The sequence below is a fragment of the Escherichia sp. MOD1-EC6098 genome (genome assembly GCF_002965865.1).
GTDB classification, from domain to species: domain Bacteria; phylum Pseudomonadota; class Gammaproteobacteria; order Enterobacterales; family Enterobacteriaceae; genus Escherichia; species Escherichia marmotae.
The window spans coordinates 123,376-143,766 of sequence record NZ_PTSN01000012.1; the positions used below are offsets into that span (position 1 = coordinate 123,376).

The following is a 20,391-nucleotide window of genomic DNA, read 5'->3' on the forward strand; positions in this document are numbered from 1 at the left end:
AATAGATTGCAATATGACGTAGGCCTGATAAGCGTAGCGCATCAGGCGATTTTGCCTTTGGCAGCACTCCCCACGCCGCTCTTTTCCGCTTTAGTATTCCCACGTCTCCGGGTTAATCCCCATCTCACGCATGATCTCTTTTGCCGCTTCCGGGATTTCGTCGCTGCGCTCTTTACGCAGATCGGCATCATCCGGCAGCGGTTGCCCGGTAAAGGCATGCAGAAACGCTTCACACAGCAGTTCGCTGTTGGTAGCGTGACGCAGGTTATTCACCTGACGACGCGTGCGCTCATCGGTGAGGATTTTTAACACCTTAAGAGGAATGGAAACCGTAATCTTTTTGACTTGTTCACTCTTCTTGCCGTGCTCAGCGTATGGGCTGATATATTCGCCGCTCCATTCAGCCATGAGATACTTAATCCTCTTCGTCAATAAATTGAGACCAGACCGTACAATTAATAAGGTTACTGGTCATAAACCCGCATAGTTTACCGTACAGGCGCTACCGTGACATCGTGTAATGCGCCTGTCAGCGTGATAATGCATGTAATTTTAACGGCAATTTCTGATTTGCTCAATCTATACGCAAAGAAGTTTAGATGTCCAGATGTATTGACGTCCATTAACACAATGTTTACTCTGGTGCCTGTCTTTTCACCGACTCAGCCCAGGGAACTTCATCACATGACGCGTAAACAGGCCACCATCGCAGTGCGTAGCGGGTTAAATGACGACGAACAGTATGGTTGCGTTGTCCCACCGATCCATCTTTCCAGCACCTATAATTTTACCGGATTTAATGAACCGCGTGCGCATGATTACTCGCGTCGCGGCAACCCGACGCGCGATGTCGTGCAGCGTGCGCTGGCAGAACTGGAAGGTGGCGCTGGCGCGGTGCTTACTAATACCGGCATGTCAGCCATCCATCTGGTGACTACCGTCTTTTTGAAGCCGGGCGATCTGTTGGTTGCGCCGCACGATTGTTACGGCGGCAGCTATCGTCTGTTCGACAGTCTGGCGAAGCGTGGTTGTTATCGCGTGCTGTTTGTTGATCAAGGTGATGAGCAGGCATTACAAGCGGCACTGGCAGAAAAGCCCAAACTGGTGTTGGTAGAAAGCCCCAGTAATCCATTGTTACGCGTCGTGGATATTGCGAAAATCTGCCATCTGGCAAGGGAAGTTGGGGCGGTGAGCGTGGTGGATAACACCTTCTTAAGCCCGGCATTACAAAATCCGCTGGCATTGGGTGCCGATCTGGTGTTGCATTCATGTACGAAATATCTGAATGGCCACTCTGACGTAGTGGCTGGCGTGGTGATTGCTAAAGATCCGGATGTGGTCACCGAACTGGCCTGGTGGGCAAACAATATTGGCGTGACGGGGGGTGCGTTTGACAGTTATTTGTTGCTGCGTGGTCTGCGAACTCTGGTTCCGCGTATGGACCTGGCTCAGCGCAACGCGCAGGCGATTGTGAAATATCTGCAAACCCAACCGCTGGTGAAAAAACTTTATCACCCGTCGCTGCCGGAAAATCAGGGGCATGAAATTGCCGTGCGTCAGCAAAAAGGCTTTGGCGCAATGTTGAGTTTTGAACTGGATGGTGATGAGCAGACGCTGCGTCGCTTCCTGGGCGGGCTGTCGTTATTTACGCTGGCGGAATCATTAGGGGGAGTGGAAAGTTTAATCTCTCACGCCGCAACCATGACACACGCAGGCATGGCACCAGAAGCGCGTGCTGCCGCCGGGATCTCCGAGACGCTGTTGCGTATCTCCACCGGTATTGAAGATGGCGAAGATTTAATTGCCGACCTGGAAAATGGCTTCCGGGCTGCAAACAAGGGGTAAAAATGAGTGTGATTGCGCAGGCAGGGGCGAAAGGTCGTCAACTGCATAAATTTGGTGGCAGTAGTCTGGCTGATGTGAAGTGTTATTTGCGTGTTGCGGGCATTATGGCGGAGTACTCTCAGCCCGACGATATGATGGTGGTTTCCGCCGCGGGTAGCACCACTAACCAGTTGATTAACTGGTTGAAACTAAGCCAGACCGATCGTCTCTCTGCGCATCAGGTTCAACAAACGCTACGTCGTTATCAGTGCGATCTGATTAGCGGCCTGTTACCCGCCGAAGAAGCCGATAGCCTCATCAGCGCCTTTGTCAGCGATCTGGAACGTCTGGCGGCGCAGCTCGACAGCGGTATCACCGACGCAGTATATGCGGAAGTGGTAGGCCACGGTGAAGTATGGTCGGCGCGTTTGATGTCTGCGGTGCTTAACCAACAAGGACTGCCTGCGGCCTGGCTCGATGCCCGTGAATTTTTACGCGCTGAACGCGCCGCACAACCGCAGGTTGATGAAGGCCTGTCTTATCCGTTGCTGCAACAATTGCTGGTGCAGCATCCGGGCAAACGTCTGGTTGTGACCGGGTTTATCAGCCGTAACAACGCCGGTGAAACGGTACTGCTGGGGCGTAACGGTTCCGACTATTCCGCCACCCAAATCGGTGCGCTGGCGGGTGTTTCCCGCGTAACTATCTGGAGCGATGTCGCCGGGGTATACAGCGCCGACCCGCGCAAAGTGAAAGATGCCTGTCTGCTGCCATTGCTGCGTCTTGATGAAGCCAGCGAACTGGCGCGTCTGGCAGCCCCTGTTCTCCACGCCCGTACCTTACAGCCCGTTTCTGGTAGCGAAATCGACCTGCAACTGCGCTGTAGCTATACGCCGGATCAAGGTTCTACGCGTATTGAACGTGTACTGGCTTCCGGCACTGGTGCGCGAATTGTCACCAGCCACGACGATGTCTGTTTGATTGAGTTTCAGGTGCCAACCCGCCAGGATTTCAAACTGGCACATAAAGAAATCGACCAGATTTTGAAACGTGCTCAGGTGCGTCCGCTGGCAGTTGGCGTGCATAACGATCGCCAGTTGCTGCAATTTTGCTATACCTCCGAAGTGGCTGATAGCGCCCTGAAAATTCTCGATGAAGCAGGATTGCCAGGCGAACTGCGTCTGCGTCAGGGGCTGGCGTTGGTAGCGATGGTAGGCGCAGGTGTCACCCGTAACCCACTGCATTGCCACCGTTTCTGGCAGCAACTGAAAGGTCAGCCGGTCGAATTTACCTGGCAGTCGGATGACGGTATCAGTCTGGTGGCAGTACTACGCACCGGCCCGACCGAAAGCCTTATTCAGGGACTGCATCAGTCCGTCTTCCGCGCGGAAAAACGCATCGGCCTGGTCCTGTTCGGTAAGGGCAATATCGGTTCGCGTTGGCTGGAACTGTTCTCTCGTGAGCAAAGTACGCTCTCGGCGCGTACCGGATTTGAGTTTGTGCTGGCAGGCGTGGTGGACAGCCGCCGCAGCCTGTTGAGCTATGATGGCCTGGACGCCAGCCGCGCGTTAGCCTTCTTCAATGATGAAGCCGTCGAGCAGGATGAAGAGTCGCTGTTCCTGTGGATGCGCGCCCATCCGTATGATGATTTAGTGGTGCTGGACGTTACCGCCAGTCAGCAGCTTGCTGACCAGTATCTCGATTTCGCCAGTCACGGTTTCCACGTTATCAGCGCCAACAAACTGGCGGGAGCCAGCGACAGCAACAAATATCGCCAGATCCACGACGCTTTCGAAAAGACCGGACGTCACTGGTTGTATAACGCCACCGTCGGCGCGGGCTTGCCGATCAACCACACTGTGCGCGATCTGATCGACAGCGGCGACACTATTTTGTCGATCAGCGGGATCTTCTCCGGCACGCTCTCCTGGCTGTTCCTGCAATTCGACGGCAGCGTGCCGTTTACCGAACTGGTGGATCAGGCGTGGCAACAGGGCTTAACCGAGCCTGACCCGCGTGATGACCTTTCCGGTAAAGACGTGATGCGCAAACTGGTGATTCTGGCGCGTGAAGCGGGTTACAACATTGAACCGGACCAGGTGCGCGTGGAGTCGCTGGTGCCAGCACATTGTGAAGGCGGCAGCATCGACCACTTCTTTGAAAACGGCGATGAACTGAATGAGCAGATGGTGCAACGACTGGAAGCCGCCCGCGAAATGGGGCTGGTGCTGCGCTACGTGGCGCGTTTCGATGCCAATGGCAAAGCGCGTGTTGGTGTGGAAGCGGTGCGTGAAGACCATCCGCTGGCATCACTGCTGCCGTGCGATAACGTCTTTGCCATCGAAAGCCGCTGGTATCGCGATAACCCGCTGGTGATCCGTGGGCCAGGCGCTGGGCGCGACGTCACCGCCGGGGCGATTCAGTCGGATATTAACCGACTGGCGCAGTTGTTGTAATTTCAGGAATCTAATAATGCCTGGTACACATGTTTTCGTGTCTATGGTTTCTAACTAAATATATTGATTTATCATTTTGTTATAGGCCGGATGAAGCGTTTGCGCTGCATCCGGCAAGAAGCAATAAGTACGTTGTCAGCCTGCATCTGTAATCCGGTCTGCCTTGCATTCCGGATTTTCTTTTCCTTACCATCCTGAATTTTTCTCATCTTTCCTGATTTTTCCTCACCATCATTGGTCATTTTTCGGTTGACGCTCCTCCGCTTTTCCTTCATCTTTACATCTGGACGTCTAAACGGATAGATGTTCACAACACAACATATAACTACAAGCGATTGATGAGGTAAGGTATGAGCTTTTTTCACGCCAGCCAGCGGGATGCCCTGAATCAGAGTCTGGCAGAAGTCCAGGGGCAGATTAACGTTTCGTTTGAGTTTTTCCCGCCGCGTACCAGTGAAATGGAGCAGACCCTGTGGAACTCCATCGATCGTCTTAGCAGCCTGAAACCAAAATTTGTTTCGGTGACCTATGGTGCGAACTCCGGCGAGCGCGACCGCACGCACAGTATTATTAAAGGTATTAAAGAGCGTACTGGTCTGGAAGCTGCACCGCATCTTACCTGCATTGATGCGACTCCCGACGAGCTGCGCACCATCGCCCGTGACTACTGGAATAACGGTATTCGCCATATCGTGGCGCTGCGTGGTGACCTGCCGTCGGGAAGCGGTAAGCCGGAAATGTATGCTTCTGACCTGGTGGAGCTGTTAAAAGAAGTCGCGGATTTCGATATTTCAGTAGCGGCGTATCCGGAAGTTCACCCGGAAGCGAAAAGCGCCCAGGCGGATTTACTCAACCTGAGACGCAAAGTGGATGCTGGAGCCAACCGCGCTATCACTCAATTCTTCTTTGATGTCGAAAGCTACCTGCGCTTTCGCGACCGTTGTGTCTCTGCGGGGATTGATGTGGAAATTATTCCGGGCATTTTGCCGGTCTCTAACTTTAAACAGGCGAAGAAATTTGCCGACATGACTAACGTGCGCATTCCGGCGTGGATGGCACAAATGTTTGACGGCCTGGATGACGACGCCGAAACCCGTAAACTGGTGGGTGCAAATATCGCGATGGATATGGTGAAAATTTTAAGCCGTGAAGGGGTAAAAGATTTCCACTTCTATACTCTGAACCGTGCTGAAATGAGTTACGCGATTTGCCATACGCTGGGTGTTAGACCGGGTTTATAAGTGTTTTTGTTTCGGTGAAAATCACACAGTGATCACAAAATTAAAACAAAGCACAAAATGCCTCCTCGAAGCGAGGGGGCAGACCAGCAAAACTATTGACTCGCTTTTTCTCCTTTATTCCTTAAAGGAACAGGGAGAAAACAGCGATAAAGCCTCTTTGTATAAAGTATTTATCCGTAATCAGACATAATCAAAAAGGCTTATTTAAGATCATTTTGATCTACATCTCTTTAACTAATGATATGTAAGATCCCAACTATCGCATCCGTGGATTAATTCAATTATAACTTCTCTCTAACGCTGTGTATCTTAAGGGTAACACTGTAGAGGGAGCATATTGATGAGCACGTCTGACGATATCCATAACACAACAGCTAGCGGAAAATGTCCGTTCCATCATGGCGGTCATGACCAGAGCGCCGGTGCGGGAACAACCACTCATGACTGGTGGCCAAAACAACTCCGTGTTGACCTGTTAAATCAACATTCTAACCGTTCTAACCCACTGGGTGAGGACTTCGACTACCGCAAAGAATTTAGCAAGCTAGATTACTACGGCCTGAAAAAAGATCTGAAAGAGCTGCTGACAGAGTCCCAACCGTGGTGGCCAGCAGACTGGGGCAGCTACGCGGGTCTGTTTATTCGTATGGCCTGGCACGGCGCGGGGACTTACCGTTCAATCGATGGTCGCGGTGGCGCGGGGCGTGGTCAGCAACGTTTTGCACCGCTCAACTCCTGGCCGGATAACGTCAGCCTGGATAAAGCGCGTCGTCTGTTGTGGCCAATCAAACAAAAATATGGTCAGAAAATCTCCTGGGCCGACCTGTTTATCCTTGCGGGTAACGTGGCGCTGGAAAATTCTGGCTTCCGTACTTTCGGTTTTGGTGCCGGTCGTGAAGACGTCTGGGAACCGGATCTCGACGTAAACTGGGGTGATGAAAAAACCTGGCTTGCCCACCGTAATCCGGAAGAGCTGGCAAAACGGCCATTAGCAGCAACCGAAATGGGGCTGATTTACGTTAACCCGGAAGGACCAAATGCCAGCGGTGAACCGCTTTCCGCAGCTGCAGCTATTCGCGCGACATTTGGCAATATGGGAATGAACGACGAAGAAACCGTTGCGCTGATCGCAGGTGGTCATACGTTAGGTAAAACTCACGGCGCAGGCCCGGCAACGCACGTAGGTCCTGATCCGGAAGCCGCACCGATCGAAAACCAGGGCTTAGGCTGGAAAAGTGATTTTGGTTCCGGTGTCGGTGCCGATGCCATTACTTCAGGCTTGGAAGTGGTCTGGACGCAAACGCCGACTCAGTGGAGCAACTATTTCTTCGAAAACCTGTTCAAATATGAGTGGGTACAGACTCGTAGTCCGGCAGGTGCCATCCAGTTTGAAGCAGTCGATGCTCCGGAAATTATCCCGGATCCGTTCGATCCGTCGAAGAAACGTAAGCCGACGATGTTGGTCACTGACCTGACTCTGCGTTTTGATCCAGAGTTTGAGAAGATTTCACGTCGCTTCCTCGATGATCCACAAGCGTTCAACGAAGCCTTTGCCCGTGCATGGTTCAAACTGACGCACAGGGATATGGGGCCGAAATCTCGCTACATCGGACCGGAAGTGCCGAAAGAAGATCTGATCTGGCAAGATCCGCTGCCACATGCGTTCTTCAACCCGAGCGAGGAAGATATCCTTAATCTTAAGGCGGCGATTGCTGAATCTGGCCTCTCCGTGAGCGAGCTGGTTTCTGTTGCCTGGGCTTCCGCCTCCACCTTCCGCGGTGGGGATAAACGTGGCGGCGCGAATGGTGCGCGTCTGGCATTGGCTCCACAGCGCGACTGGGAAGTTAATGCCGCAGCAGCACGTGCATTGCCGGTGCTGGAAGGGATCTACAAATCCTCCCATACAGCGTCGCTTGCCGACATTATTGTTCTTGCCGGTGTCGTTGGTGTTGAAAAAGCGGCGAGTGCGGCGGGTATCAGCGTTAATGTTCCGTTTACACCGGGCCGTGTAGACGCGCGCCAGGATCAGACTGACATTGAGATGTTTGAGCTGCTCAAACCTGTTGCCGACGGTTTCCGTAACTATCGTGCTGCGGCGGGTGAGGCTACAACTGAATCTCTGTTGATCGATAAAGCACAGCAATTGACCCTGACTGCACCGGAAATGACGGTGTTGGTCGGCGGGATGCGCGTACTGGGTGCCAACTTCGATGGCAGCAAAAACGGCGTCTTTACTGACCGCGTGGGCGTATTGAGCAATGACTTCTTTGTGAACTTGCTGGATATGCGTTACGAGTGGAAAGCGACCGACGAATCGAAAGAGCTGTTCGAAGGCCGTGACCGTGAAACGGGTGAAGTGAAATACACTGCCAGCCGTGCGGACCTGGTATTTGGTTCTAACTCCGTCCTGCGTGCGCTGGCAGAAGTTTACGCCAGCAGCGACGCCCACGAGAAGTTTGTTAAAGACTTCGTGGCGGCATGGGTGAAAGTGATGAACCTCGACCGTTTCGACCTGCTGTAATCTGAACTCCTTCAGCGACTGCCTTTCAGGCGGTCGCTGAAGTTTCTTTACCAGCGTATAGTGTCCACAGGAAAACTACACACTGGATCTCTCATGTCTGCCGCAGGAAAGAGCAACCCACTGGCAATCAGTGGCCTGGTTGTGCTCACACTTATCTGGAGTTATAGCTGGATTTTCATGAAGCAAGTCACCAGCTACATCGGTGCCTTCGACTTTACTGCTTTACGCTGCATTTTTGGCGCTCTCGTTTTATTCATCGTCCTTTTATTACGTGGTCGCGGTATGCGTCCGACGCCGTTTAAATACACTTTAGCTATTGCCCTGTTACAAACCTGCGGGATGGTGGGACTGGCGCAATGGGCGTTGGTGAGCGGCGGAGCAGGGAAGGTGGCAATCCTGAGCTATACCATGCCGTTCTGGGTGGTGATTCTCGCGGCGCTGTTTCTTGGTGAACGCCTGCGACGCGGGCAATATTTCGCTATTCTGATTGCCGCCGTTGGATTATTGCTGGTGTTACAGCCGTGGCAACTCGATTTCTCCTCGATGAAAAGCGCCATCCTGGCAATCCTCTCCGGCATCAGTTGGGGGGCGAGTGCGATTGTTGCTAAACGCCTTTATGCCCGCTATCCGCGCGTGGATTTATTGTCGTTAACATCCTGGCAGATGCTTTATGCGGCGCTGGTGATGAGTGTGGTCGCCTGGCTGGTGCCGCAACGTGAAATTGACTGGCAGCCCACGGTGTTCTGGGCGCTGGCCTACAGTGCGATTCTGGCGACGGCACTGGCCTGGAGTTTGTGGCTATTTGTACTGAAAAACTTACCTGCCAGTATTGCCAGCTTAAGCACGCTGGCGGTTCCTGTTTGCGGCGTACTCTTTTCCTGGTGGCTGCTTGGTGAAAATCCCGGCGCGGTTGAAGGCAGCGGTATTGTGCTGATTGTGCTGGCACTGGCGCTGGTAAGCCGTAAGAAAAAAGAAGCCGTCAGCGTAAAAAAAATCTGAAGAGCGTCTTCCCTGGGCGCTATCGCTTATTTAGCAAAATAGCGGTAGTGCCCGACAATCTGCCAGCTAAACAACACATCTTCTTCCTGCGCGCCTGCGCCAATGTTATGTATCACCAGTGGCGTACCGTTGCGGGCGAAGCCATCTGAAACCACCCCAATATGTGCCAGCCCGTTATCTAATCGCCAGGAGACAATATCGCCCGCTTGATAGTCACTGGGGTTCTTGCTGGTGGGGCGTGTTTTATCGTGGCGGATAAACCAGGTTTCCAGATTAGGCACCCGACGGTGATCGATGTTGCTGTCCGGGCGCTTTAACTTCCATTTTTGCGGGTACTCGGCAAAATTCTTCGCCATATCTTCATGAACCAGCTTCTGCAAATCTACCTGCTGGCTGCGTAATGCGCGGATCACTACATCAGAACATACGCCGCGTTCCTGCGGGACATCACCGCCAGGATAGGTAAGCTGCACATACGCCGGATCGTAAAATAGCGTGCTGCTAATTTGCTGTCTGGCACCGTCTGCGATGGCAAGGTTGGTGTTGGCCTGGATTTGTACCACGGTTGGTGGAACGGCGGGAGATTTTAAGGAGTGGCTGGTAAATGCCGTTAGAAGGCTGACCAACGCCAGTGAAGCTTTCATCTGTTTCGTCCGTGAAAATAAGAGTCACAGATTCGACCTTCCGGGCTAACGATTGTTCTGTGGAGAAAATGTCCAGAAGCGGATAAAAAACTCCCGAACAACGTGGGAGTTTTAGTTTACTGGCACAGAGTGCCGGATGCGGCGTAAACGCCTTATTCAGCCTACAAAATCACGCAAATTCAATATATTGCAGAGATTACGTAGACCTGATAAGCGTAGCGCATCAGGCTATTTTGCGTTCAAACTCCCGAACAAGCCGGGAGTTTGGCGTAGGTTATTCCCACTCTTGCAGGAAACGCTGACCATACTGGTCGGCTACCAGCAATGCAGCGTAAACCTGATCTGGCGTGGCGCCGCCAGGCATGTTGTGAATAGTTTCACCTTCTGCACAAGATGCTTCTGCGACAATCCGCATTTTCGCCGGGATATCTTCTTTAATATCCAGTTGTGCCAGGGTAATTGGCAGGCCGACAGCATGGCACAGCGCAGCTACGGTTTCGATTTCCTCAACTGGTGCGTTTTCCAGAACCAGTTGCGTCAGCGTACCGAATGCCACTTTTTCACCGTGATAATAGTGATGCGCATCCGGAATGGCCGTCAGGCCATTGTGCACCGCGTGCGCCGCCGCCAGGCCGCCGCTTTCAAAGCCCACGCCGCTCAAATAGGTGTTAGCTTCAATCACACGTTCTAGCGCCGGAGTCACCACATGCTGTTCAGCGGCAAGCATCGCTTTTTCGCCTTCTTCCAGCAGGGTGTTGTAGCACAGTTCAGCCAGAGCCAGTGCTGCCTGAGTACATTTACCGCCCGCCATCGTGGTTGCGCCGCTGCGGGAACAGGCACGTGCTTCAAACCAGGTTGCCAACGCATCGCCAATACCCGCCGCTAACAGACGTGCAGGTGCGCCAGCAACAATTTTGGTATCCACAATGACGCGTTCCGGGTTGTTCGGCAGCAGCAGATAGCGGTCAAACTCACCATCATCGGTGTAGATAACAGACAGCGCACTGCACGGTGCGTCGGTAGAGGCGATAGTCGGAGCGATTGCTACCGGAACACCCATGAAATGTGCCAGTGCTTTGGCGGTATCGAGGGTTTTACCGCCGCCAATACCGAGAATTGCACCACACTGTGCGGTTTCTGCGATGCCACGTAGACGATCGATTTCATTTTGCGAACATTCACCGCCAAAGGGTGCGATTTCAACAACCAGCCCGGCATCTTTAAAGCTTTGCTCGACGGTTGCCTGAGCAAAACCTAATACAAATTTATCGCCAACAACTAACCAACGTTCTGCCAGCGGTTTCAGGTATTCGCCCAGGCGATTAATTACATCAGCGCCCTGGATGTATTTACCTGGTGATTGAATAATGCGGTCCATAATTGCTCCTTTAGAGATGAGTATTGCCAAATGCGGCATTCCAGTCGTGCTCGAACTTCTCTATAGCTGACTCTACCGCAGGGGTGTTAAGCATTTGTTGCGCTACATCTAAGGGCAGTGTGATGGATTCACATCCTGCCAGCAAACAATCCAGCGCCTGACGCGGTGTTTTAAAGCTGGCTGCCAGCACCATGCTTTCTGGCGCGTGCATTTCCAGTAACGCTTGCAGCTCCTGTACGGTACGAATGCCGTCTCCGCCCTGAGCGTCCACGCGGTTTACATAGGGGGCCACGTATTTTGCGCCAGCCAGTGCGGCTAATAGCCCTTGTGCGGCGCTGTAGACTGCGGTTCCCAGCGTGGTAATGCCTTCTTTTTTCAGCAATTTAATTGCTGCCAGACCTTCGGATGTTACCGGAATTTTCACCACAATTCCCGGAATAACGTCGCGCAGACGTTTCGCTTCTTCTACCATGCCCTGTGCGTCGCGGCTCATAGTCTGAGCAAACAGAATGCCCTCATCACCAATCGCTTTTTGCAGACGTGGCAGTACATCCCAGATGGACTCCTTGCTGGCAGCAATAATGCTCGGGTTAGTCGTCACTCCGGCAATCGGGAATATGCGTGCCAGACGTTCGACTTCTGCGACGTTAGCGGTGTCCAGATACAGTTCCATGATGTTTCCTTTTACAGTTCCAGTTCATGTTGCAGCAGGCTGGCGATAGCGTCGGCGGAAGCGGCGTTAACCAGCGCGTTACGGAATTCTTCGTGCATGATGCGGCGAGCGAGGCGCGAGAAAATGCGCATATGCTGATCGCCCGCAGCGTGTTTGTTCAGGGTTAACATAATGATGAATTGTGCTTCATCATCGCCCCAGCGCACAGGTGCTTGCAGACGAGCCACACTGATGGTCGACTGCTCAATATGTTCTGATTTGCTGTGTGGAATGGCGAAACTAAAGCCCAGTCCGGTAGAGAAGACGGCCTCACGCGCCCACAGATCGGCTTCCAGTTTCCGCGGATAGCGACAGCGTCCTGCCAGCAGCAGGTTATCGGTCATGCCTTTGAGCACTTCTTCTTTGCTGCGCCAGTCGCTTTCCAGCGTGATGCACTCGGCGGTAACCAGCGGCGCATCCTGTTGCGTCATACGGAACTGCGCCAGCAGATGCTCCACTTCCAGTGAAGTACGGCAGGCCATCGCCTGGTTAAGCAACTGACGACATTCGCGGCTGTCGAGTTGCGCCATGCGTGCTTTTGCCGCCGGAATTGACGGTGCGCTCATGCTAAGTTCATCCAGCCCTAAACCGATCAGCAGCGGCAGTACGGAACCTTTTGCCCCCAGTTCTCCGCACAGGCCGATCCATTTACCCTGGCGATGCACTGCCTGAACGGCGTAATCAAGCGCCCGCAGGAATGCCGGATTCAGACTGTTGTAGTGACGGGTGACTTTAGCGTTATCACGATCCACCGCCAGCAGATACTGCGTCAGGTCGTTACTGCCGATACTAAAGAAATCAATCTCTTCGCAGCACTGGTCGATAATGAACATGACCGACGGCACTTCCAGCATGATGCCGAGTGGGATCTTTTCATCAAACGGAATGTGTTCGTTACGCAGTTGCTGTTTGGCTTCCGCCAGCTTTTCTTTCACCCATAAGATCTCTTCCATTGAGGAGATCATCGGGATCATGATTTTCAGGCTGCCGTGAGCAGAGGCGCGCAGGATCGACCGTAATTGCGTGGTAAACAGTGACGCGTATTCTTCATAAATACGCACCGCGCGATAACCAAGGAATGGGTTGGCTTCTGCGGGAATATTCAGATAATCAACGGGTTTATCGCCGCCAATATCCATAGTACGCACAATAATGCTGCGCCCGTTGGCGGATTCCAGCGCCTGACAAAAAATGTTGTACAACTCGCTTTCGCCCGGTGCACTGGTGCGATCCATATAGAGCATTTCAGTGCGGAACAGACCAACGCCTTCTGCGCCATTGCCAAACGCAGCCTGTGCTTCTACCGAGTGAGCGATGTTAGCAGCAACTTCGATACGAATACCATCAGCGGTGCGGGCTTGCTGGGTCAGCCAGACACGTTGTTGCTCACGCAGAGCGTCCTGTACGCGCGCTTCCTGTTGATAATAACGCGCCACCGCTTCTGTCGGTTCGACCACAATCGCCCCGGCGTTGCCGTCGATATAAATCGTTTGTTGCAGCCACGGGCTAAGGGTCTCGATATCCACGCCGACCAGCGTCGGAATATTAAATGAACGGGCAAGGATCACCGTGTGTGAGGTGGTGCCGCCGCTTTTCAGTAGCAGACCTTTGAGGTGATTTTTATCCAGTTCGAGGAACTGACTGGGGGTTAGTTCATCCGCCATACAAATGGCTGGCTGCGTCAATTTACCCGGTGCCGGGAAGCGTTGTTCGCCGTAAATTTGCTGGAGTAACTGGAAGCAGACGTCGCGCACATCCAGCGCACGCTCTTGCAGGTAGCTACTACTGGAACGGGCGAACTCTTCGCAAAAGTGATTCGCACTGGCAACAATCGCTTCGGCACAGCTTAATCCCTCGCTGACACCCGCCAGTAAGTGTTGACGTAAAGAGGTATCGCCCGCTAACGAACGGTGGGCTTCCAGTATTGCGCTGGTGGCACCGTCGCTATCCAGCAGACGAAACTCAATGTTTTTCAGTACCAGTGTCAGGCCGTTTTCCAGTGCAGATTGTTCGGCGTCAGCATCTTTAGCGGCAGGAAGATTACCCAGTGTATTGAGATCTAAAGAGGAAATCGGCGTCAGGATGCCGCCTGCGCTACCGTTACACACGGTGCGGGCGCGGATAATGCGCGGATTCAGATTAGTCAGTGAAACCGGCAGCGGCTCCAGTTCGTCAGATTTTACTTCTTCCAGCGGCGCGTCACAGTGGGGAAATTCATCGCGCAGCCATTGGCTTAAACGCTGGTGTGCTTCTTGTTCGTCGGCTCCAGAAATCAGTAACTGGCAGTTATCGCCCACCAGTGTATCGGTGCCAATCAGCGCCAGCGCGCTTTTGGCGTTGCCCTTGCGATCGGTACGCAGGTTATGCCACTCAATTTGCGATGAAAAAGTATTACACAGCGTTTCAACGTGGCTTGCCGGACGTGCATGTACGCCATTAGGTAGCTCACAAATAAATTCCACAATCAGGGCCATTGCCTCTCTCCCGGTAAGGTTTTCTGTTTACAGGATAAGAGTGCACGGTAACGGCCTGCCATGTGACAAATCTGTCAAAAGCTGGACAAATGTAATGTAACCGTCAATTTGCGACGCGTCTCACAAGACGCGCCACTCCGGCATGATTCCGAGATAACGCAAGTTATGAGGCGGATCGCATTTTTGTACTGACATTACAAAAGTCCAGTAAATGGCCTTTTTATCCACTGTTTGCTCCGCTTGCGATTGCCTATTGTTTCTCCCATCAAAAAAATATGGACATGGGCTTTTGCAAGCCCAGGAGCAGCTTATGAATGAGTTGGTGCAGATACTGAAAAACACTCGTCAGCATTTAATGACGGGCGTTTCACACATGATTCCCTTCGTAGTATCGGGCGGTATTTTGCTGGCGGTTTCCGTCATGCTGTACGGCAAAGGTGCGGTGCCAGATGCCGTAGCCGATCCGAATCTGAAAAAACTGTTTGATATCGGCGTCGCGGGCTTAACGCTGATGGTGCCTTTCCTTGCTGCTTACATCGGTTATTCCATTGCGGAACGTTCCGCGCTGGCTCCGTGCGCTATTGGTGCCTGGGTCGGTAACAGTTTTGGTGCAGGCTTCTTTGGCGCGCTGATCGCCGGGATTATCGGCGGCATCGTGGTGCATTACCTGAAGAAAATCCCGGTGCATAAAGTTCTGCGTTCTGTCATGCCAATCTTCATTATTCCGATCGTCGGCACCTTAATTACCGCTGGCGTCATGATGTGGGGGCTGGGCGAGCCTGTGGGCGCATTGACTAACAGTCTGACCCAGTGGCTTCAGGGAATGCAGCAGGGCAGCATTATCATGCTGGCGGTCATTATGGGGCTGATGCTGGCGTTCGATATGGGCGGTCCGGTTAACAAAGTGGCGTATGCATTCATGCTGATTTGTGTCGCCCAGGGTGTTTATACCGTGGTGGCGATCGCGGCAGTAGGGATCTGTGTTCCGCCGCTGGGGATGGGGCTGGCGACGCTGATTGGTCGCAAAAACTTCTCCGCAGAAGAACGTGAAACCGGTAAAGCGGCGTTGGTGATGGGCTGTGTTGGTGTCACTGAAGGGGCGATTCCTTTCGCCGCCGCCGATCCGTTGCGTGTGATCCCTTCCATCATGGTGGGCACTGTTTGTGGCACGGTCACCGCGGCATTGGTTGGTGCGCAGTGCTATGCAGGCTGGGGTGGTCTGATTGTGCTGCCGGTAGTTGAAGGCAAGTTGGGTTACATCGCGGCAGTGGCTGTTGGGGCTGTAGCAACGGCTATCTGCGTTAACGTGCTGAAAAGTCTGGCGCGTAAAAATGGGTCTTCAACTGATGAGAAGGAAGACGACCTGGATCTGGATTTTGAAATTAATTAATTGAGGAACGAGCCATGACGAAAATTATTGCAGTAACCGCATGTCCTTCAGGTGTTGCCCATACCTATATGGCGGCAGAGGCGCTGGAAAGTGCCGCGAAAGCAAAAGGCTGGGAAGTGAAAGTAGAAACCCAGGGGTCGATTGGTCTGGAAAACGAACTGACTGCGGAAGACGTGGCGAGCGCCGATATGGTGATTCTGACCAAAGATATCGGCATCAAGTTTGAAGAGCGTTTTGCTGGCAAGACCATCGTGCGTGTCAACATCAGCGACGCAGTAAAACGCGCTGACGCCATTATGAGCAAAATTGAAACTCACCTGGCGCAAACCGCTTAAGTTCTTATCCCGCCCGCAAGGGCGGGTTCGCTTTCCCACAGGAGTTCCTCATGACGAATCGTATCTCTCGCCTTAAAACTGCACTGTTTGCCAATACCCGTGAAATCTCGTTGGAGCGGGCGCTGCTTTATACCGCCAGCCATCGGCAAACCGAAGGCGAACCGGTGATATTGCGCCGGGCGAAAGCGACAGCGTATATCCTTGAACACGTTGAAATTTCGATTCGTGATGAAGAGCTGATTGCCGGTAACCGCACCGTAAAACCGCGCGCCGGGATTATGTCGCCGGAAATGGATCCTTACTGGTTGCTGAAAGAGCTGGATCAATTCCCGACACGCCCGCAGGATCGCTTCGCCATTAGTGAAGAAGATAAACGTATCTATCGCGAAGAGTTGTTCCCGTACTGGGAAAAACGCTCGATGAAAGATTTCATCAATGGGCAGATGACGGACGAAGTTAAAGCGGCGACCAGTACGCAGATTTTCAGCATCAACCAGACGGATAAAGGCCAGGGGCACATCATTATTGATTACCCACGCCTGCTGAATCACGGGCTGGGTGAGCTGGTGGCGCAGATGCAACAACATTGCCAGCAACAGCCGGATAATCACTTTTATCAGGCTGCGCTGTTATTGCTGGAAGCCTCGCAGAAACATATTTTGCGTTACGCCGAACTGGCAGAAACGATGGCAGCAAGCTGCGTTAATGCCCAACGTCGGGAAGAATTGCTGACTATTGCGGAGATCTCCCGTCATAACGCCGAACATAAGCCGCAGACGTTCTGGCAGGCGTGCCAGTTGTTCTGGTACATGAACATCATTCTGCAATATGAATCTAACGCCAGTTCGCTGTCGTTAGGGCGCTTCGATCAGTATATGTTGCCGTTCTATCAGGCCTCGCTGACCCAGGGTGAAGATCCGGCGTTCCTGAAAGAACTGCTCGAGTCCCTGTGGGTGAAATGTAATGACATTGTGCTGTTACGTTCCACCAGCAGCGCGCGCTATTTCGCAGGTTTCCCGACCGGCTATACCGCACTGCTCGGTGGTTTAACGGAAAACGGACGTAGCGCGGTGAATGTGCTTTCGTTTCTCTGTCTCGACGCCTATCAAAGCGTACAGTTGCCGCAGCCAAATCTCGGTGTGCGCACTAACGCCTTGATTGACACGCCGTTCCTGATGAAAACCGCAGAAACCATTCGTCTTGGTACTGGTATTCCGCAAATCTTCAACGATGAAGTGGTGGTGCCCGCGTTCCTCAACCGTGGTGTTTCGCTGGAAGATGCGCGCGACTATTCAGTGGTCGGTTGCGTGGAATTATCCATTCCGGGCAGAACCTACGGTCTGCACGATATCGCGATGTTTAACCTGCTGAAAGTGATGGAAATCTGCCTGCATGAGAATGAAGGTAATTCCGCATTGAGTTATGACGGTTTGCTGGAACAAATTCGCGCGAAGATCAGCCACTACATCACTCTGATGGTTGAAGGCAGCAATATTTGCGATATCGGCCATCGTGACTGGGCACCAGTGCCGCTGCTCTCTTCGTTTATCAGCGATTGTCTGGAAAAAGGCCGCGATATTACCGACGGCGGCGCGCGTTATAACTTTTCCGGCGTGCAGGGGATTGGTATCGCTAACCTGAGTGATTCACTCCATGCGTTGAAAGGGATGGTTTTTGATCAACAACGTTTAAGTTTTGACGAATTGTTGTCGGTATTAAAAGCAAACTTCGAAACGCCAGAAGGCGAAAAAATCCGTGCTCGTTTAATTAACCGCTTTGAGAAGTACGGCAACGATATCGACGAGGTGGATAACATTAGCGCCGAATTGCTGCGCCATTACTGCAAAGAAGTGGAAAAATACCAGAACCCGCGCGGCGGCCACTTCACGCCGGGGTCGTATACCGTTTCTGCTCACGTCCCGTTGGGGTCGGTGGTTGGCGCGACGCCAGACGGCCGCTTCGCCGGAGAACAACTGGCTGATGGTGGTTTGTCACCAATGTTGGGTCAGGACGGACAAGGGCCAACGGCGGTGCTGAAGTCAGTAAGTAAACTTGATAACACGTTGCTTTCTAACGGTACGTTGCTGAATGTGAAATTCACTCCGGCTACCCTGGAAGGTGAAGCGGGATTACGCAAACTGGCTGACTTCTTACGTGCATTTACTCAGCTTAAGTTGCAGCACGTTCAATTTAACGTAGTGAATGCCGACACGTTACGTGAAGCCCAATTGCGCCCGCAGGACTATGCGGGGCTGGTGGTACGCGTTGCCGGATACAGCGCCTTCTTTGTCGAACTCTCGAAGGAAATTCAGGATGACATTATCCGCCGTACAGCGCATCAGTTGTAACGTTGTGGAAACGCGCCGCGAGGATGTGGCGCGTATTTTTAACATTCAGCGTTATTCGCTGAATGACGGTGAGGGTATTCGTACGGTGGTCTTTTTTAAAGGCTGCCCACATCTGTGCCCGTGGTGTGCTAATCCGGAGTCGATCTCCGGCAAAATCCAGACGGTGCGTAGAGAGGCGAAATGTCTGCATTGCGCGAAATGTTTACGTGATGCAGATGAATGTCCTTCCGGCGCATTTGAGCGGATTGGTCGTGATATCAGCCTCGACGCTCTGGAACGGGAAGTGATGAAGGATGACATTTTCTTTCGCACGTCTGGCGGTGGTGTCACGCTTTCTGGCGGTGAAGTGTTGGTGCAAGCGGAGTTTGCTACCCGTTTTTTGCAACGACTGCGGCTGTGGGGCGTGTCATGTGCCATCGAAACTGCCGGAGACGCGCCAGCAAGCAGGTTGCTACCGCTGGCGAAATTGTGCGATGAAGTGTTGTTCGATTTAAAAATTATGGACCCGACAAGAGCGCGGGACGTGGTGAAAATGAATCTGCCGCGCGTGCTGGAGAATCTGCGTTTGCTGGTGAGTGAAGGTATCAATGTGATCCCTCGTTTGCCGCTGATCCCCGGCTATACGCTCAGCAGAGAGAATATGCAGCAGGCGCTGGATGTGTTGATTCCTTTGAATATCAGGCAGATCCACCTGTTGCCGTTTCATCAGTACGGTGAACCGAAATACCGTCTGTTGGGGCGCGAATGGTCGATGAAAGATATACTGGCACCGTCGTCAGCCGATGTGGCATTGATGCGTGAAATGGCTGAACAGGCTGGTTTTCAGGTTACGGTTGGGGGGTAGGATGGCATATCTGGTTGCAGTTACCGCCTGCGTTAGCGGTGTGGCACATACCTATATGGCGGCAGAACGGCTGGAAAAGTTGTGTCAGCAGGAAAAGTGGAGCGTCAGCATTGAAACTCAGGGGGCGCTGGGAACGGAGAACCGCTTATCGGACGAGAATATCCGTCGCGCGGATGTTGTGTTGTTGATTACAGATATCGAGCTTTCTGGTGCCGAGCGTTTTGAACATTGTCGCTATGTACAATGCGGTATCTACGCTTTTCTACGCGAACCTCATCGGGTGATGAGTGCTGTTCGTAAGGTGCTTTCTGCGCCGCAGCAAACGCACCTTATTCTGGAGTAGTTGGTTTTTCTGTCAGTTGGCTGTGGTACTGCCGACGATATTCCGACGGCGAGCGTTCGGTATTTTTACGAAACAGACGGCAGAAGTAGTTGCTGTCGACAAAACCGCAGGCGTGAGCCACTTCTTTTACCTTCAGATCATAGCCTTTCAGTAGCGTCTTAGCATGTTCCAGTCGCGTGTGATTCAGGTATTCGTTAAAGCCAATAGCCCCCGTTTTTTGAAACAGGTGCGATAGGTAGTTTGGTGAAATGTAGAACGCCTGCGCGACAGATTCGCGGGTCAGCGCGGTGGCATAACGTTCGTCGATGTAATCGCGAATGGCTTCGAAAAGTGCCTGGCTGCGAGAGGCTGTCTGAATTTGGCTGCCGAGCAAATCGCGGCAGTGGCTAAGCAAACTGGTGACAATAAGCCTGGCTGTTTGTTGCTCCTGCGGCTGCATTTGCATTTCATTGAGCGTTTGTAGCAGGAACGAGCCAATACGTGGGCCACCTCGGGCGACGTGTTGCTTCGCCAGATTTTGATATTGTTTGCCATCCCACTGTACGACGCTGAAGCCGAGTTGCTGTTTGCCAAACAGAACGCTAAATGTCGTGGCGGGTGTTTCCCATTGTGGGAAATTCCACCCGCCAGCGGGAACGTACAGTACATCGCCGGAAACTAACGTTGCACCTGTACCGGTATCAACAAACTCGCCTTCCAGCACAATTTCCAGCCGTGTAAAATCGACCTTATACGCGAGATCGGGGGCCGGGCCGTTGCTGCTCGCGAAGTAAACCTGGCGGAGTAACAGCGGGCCGTTGATCAGGCGGGAGAGCAGATAGTTGACGTCGTGATACATGTTATTCCCTCAGGTATGTAGACGGGAAAACAGTAACTGGCATT

The 20,391-nt window shown here is 52.7% G+C and carries 17 protein-coding genes; 10 read left to right on the forward strand and 7 right to left on the reverse strand.

Annotated features, from left to right (window positions below):
* Positions 1-90: 90 nt before the first annotated feature.
* Entirely contained in the window at positions 91-408 is a 318-nt protein-coding gene (metJ, locus tag C0K55_RS14005; protein ID WP_000852812.1) for a met regulon transcriptional regulator MetJ, read from the reverse strand.
* Between the two features lie 276 nt (positions 409-684).
* Between metJ and metB the strand changes: the two genes are divergently transcribed.
* The gene (gene metB / locus C0K55_RS14010) at positions 685-1,845 is read left to right on the forward strand and encodes a cystathionine gamma-synthase (RefSeq protein WP_016262747.1); all 1,161 of its coding nucleotides are present in this window, start codon (positions 685-687) and stop codon (positions 1,843-1,845) included.
* Between the two features lie 2 nt (positions 1,846-1,847).
* The gene (gene metL, locus C0K55_RS14015; RefSeq protein ID WP_000110800.1) at positions 1,848-4,280 is read left to right on the forward strand and encodes a bifunctional aspartate kinase/homoserine dehydrogenase II; all 2,433 of its coding nucleotides are present in this window, start codon (positions 1,848-1,850) and stop codon (positions 4,278-4,280) included.
* Between the two features lie 71 nt (positions 4,281-4,351).
* Here the strand turns inward: metL and C0K55_RS14020 are convergent, their stop codons facing one another.
* Positions 4,352-4,522 carry a hypothetical protein gene (locus C0K55_RS14020; RefSeq protein ID WP_157942642.1) on the reverse strand — a complete coding sequence of 57 codons (171 nt, stop codon included), beginning with the start codon at positions 4,520-4,522 and terminating at the stop codon, positions 4,352-4,354.
* Positions 4,523-4,630: 108 nt separating this feature from the next.
* Between C0K55_RS14020 and metF the strand changes: the two genes are divergently transcribed.
* From metF to yijE, 3 genes are all read left to right on the forward strand, one after another.
* Complete coding sequence (gene metF / locus C0K55_RS14025; RefSeq protein WP_000007531.1) at positions 4,631-5,521, forward strand: methylenetetrahydrofolate reductase; 891 nt, start codon at positions 4,631-4,633, stop codon at positions 5,519-5,521.
* Positions 5,522-5,861: 340 nt separating this feature from the next.
* Positions 5,862-8,042 carry a catalase/peroxidase HPI gene (katG, locus tag C0K55_RS14030; RefSeq protein WP_000107702.1) on the forward strand — a complete coding sequence of 727 codons (2,181 nt, stop codon included), beginning with the start codon at positions 5,862-5,864 and terminating at the stop codon, positions 8,040-8,042.
* Positions 8,043-8,135: 93 nt separating this feature from the next.
* Positions 8,136-9,041 carry a cystine transporter YijE gene (gene yijE, locus C0K55_RS14035; RefSeq protein WP_001271260.1) on the forward strand — a complete coding sequence of 302 codons (906 nt, stop codon included), beginning with the start codon at positions 8,136-8,138 and terminating at the stop codon, positions 9,039-9,041.
* Positions 9,042-9,067: 26 nt separating this feature from the next.
* On the opposite strand, the gene C0K55_RS14040 is transcribed toward yijE, so the two are convergent.
* The 4 genes from C0K55_RS14040 to ptsP all read right to left on the reverse strand — a co-directional run bounded on the left by C0K55_RS14040 (position 9,068) and on the right by ptsP (position 14,249).
* On the reverse strand, positions 9,068-9,685 hold the full coding sequence (locus tag C0K55_RS14040) for a DUF1287 domain-containing protein (protein ID WP_000647904.1): 618 nt from the start codon (positions 9,683-9,685) through the stop codon (positions 9,068-9,070).
* A gap of 274 nt (positions 9,686-9,959) precedes the next feature.
* Positions 9,960-11,063, reverse strand: coding sequence for a bifunctional L-1,2-propanediol dehydrogenase/glycerol dehydrogenase (gene gldA / locus C0K55_RS14045; RefSeq protein ID WP_000373979.1), 1,104 nt, complete (start codon positions 11,061-11,063; stop codon positions 9,960-9,962).
* A 10-nt stretch (positions 11,064-11,073) separates the two neighbouring features.
* Positions 11,074-11,736 (reverse strand): fructose-6-phosphate aldolase, encoded by a 663-nt coding sequence (gene fsa / locus C0K55_RS14050; RefSeq protein ID WP_000424828.1) that lies wholly within the window; start codon positions 11,734-11,736, stop codon positions 11,074-11,076.
* A gap of 11 nt (positions 11,737-11,747) precedes the next feature.
* Positions 11,748-14,249 (reverse strand): phosphoenolpyruvate--protein phosphotransferase, encoded by a 2,502-nt coding sequence (ptsP, locus tag C0K55_RS14055; protein ID WP_105266106.1) that lies wholly within the window; start codon positions 14,247-14,249, stop codon positions 11,748-11,750.
* A 310-nt stretch (positions 14,250-14,559) separates the two neighbouring features.
* Here ptsP and C0K55_RS14060 point away from each other — a divergent pair, with 310 nt between their 5' ends.
* From C0K55_RS14060 to C0K55_RS14080, 5 genes are read left to right on the forward strand one after another with little or no spacing between them, the layout of a single operon-like run.
* Positions 14,560-15,639 carry a PTS fructose transporter subunit EIIC gene (locus C0K55_RS14060; RefSeq protein ID WP_001004461.1) on the forward strand — a complete coding sequence of 360 codons (1,080 nt, stop codon included), beginning with the start codon at positions 14,560-14,562 and terminating at the stop codon, positions 15,637-15,639.
* 14 nt (positions 15,640-15,653) lie between these two features.
* Positions 15,654-15,974 (forward strand): PTS fructose-like transporter subunit IIB, encoded by a 321-nt coding sequence (locus C0K55_RS14065; RefSeq protein ID WP_105266105.1) that lies wholly within the window; start codon positions 15,654-15,656, stop codon positions 15,972-15,974.
* Positions 15,975-16,024: 50 nt separating this feature from the next.
* Complete coding sequence (locus C0K55_RS14070) at positions 16,025-18,322, forward strand: formate C-acetyltransferase (RefSeq protein ID WP_105266104.1); 2,298 nt, start codon at positions 16,025-16,027, stop codon at positions 18,320-18,322.
* A complete protein-coding gene (locus C0K55_RS14075) occupies positions 18,288-19,166 on the forward strand; it encodes a [formate-C-acetyltransferase]-activating enzyme (protein WP_105266103.1) in 879 nt (292 codons plus the stop codon). Before C0K55_RS14070 ends, C0K55_RS14075 begins: the two co-directional genes overlap by 35 nt.
* Before the next feature lies 1 nt (position 19,167).
* Positions 19,168-19,509 (forward strand): PTS fructose-like transporter subunit IIB, encoded by a 342-nt coding sequence (locus C0K55_RS14080; protein WP_000323857.1) that lies wholly within the window; start codon positions 19,168-19,170, stop codon positions 19,507-19,509.
* Here the strand turns inward: C0K55_RS14080 and C0K55_RS14085 are convergent.
* Positions 19,496-20,347 (reverse strand): AraC family transcriptional regulator, encoded by an 852-nt coding sequence (locus C0K55_RS14085; protein ID WP_105266102.1) that lies wholly within the window; start codon positions 20,345-20,347, stop codon positions 19,496-19,498. The two genes, C0K55_RS14080 and C0K55_RS14085, sit on opposite strands and share 14 nt — an antisense overlap.
* Between the last annotated feature and the right edge of the window lie 44 nt (positions 20,348-20,391).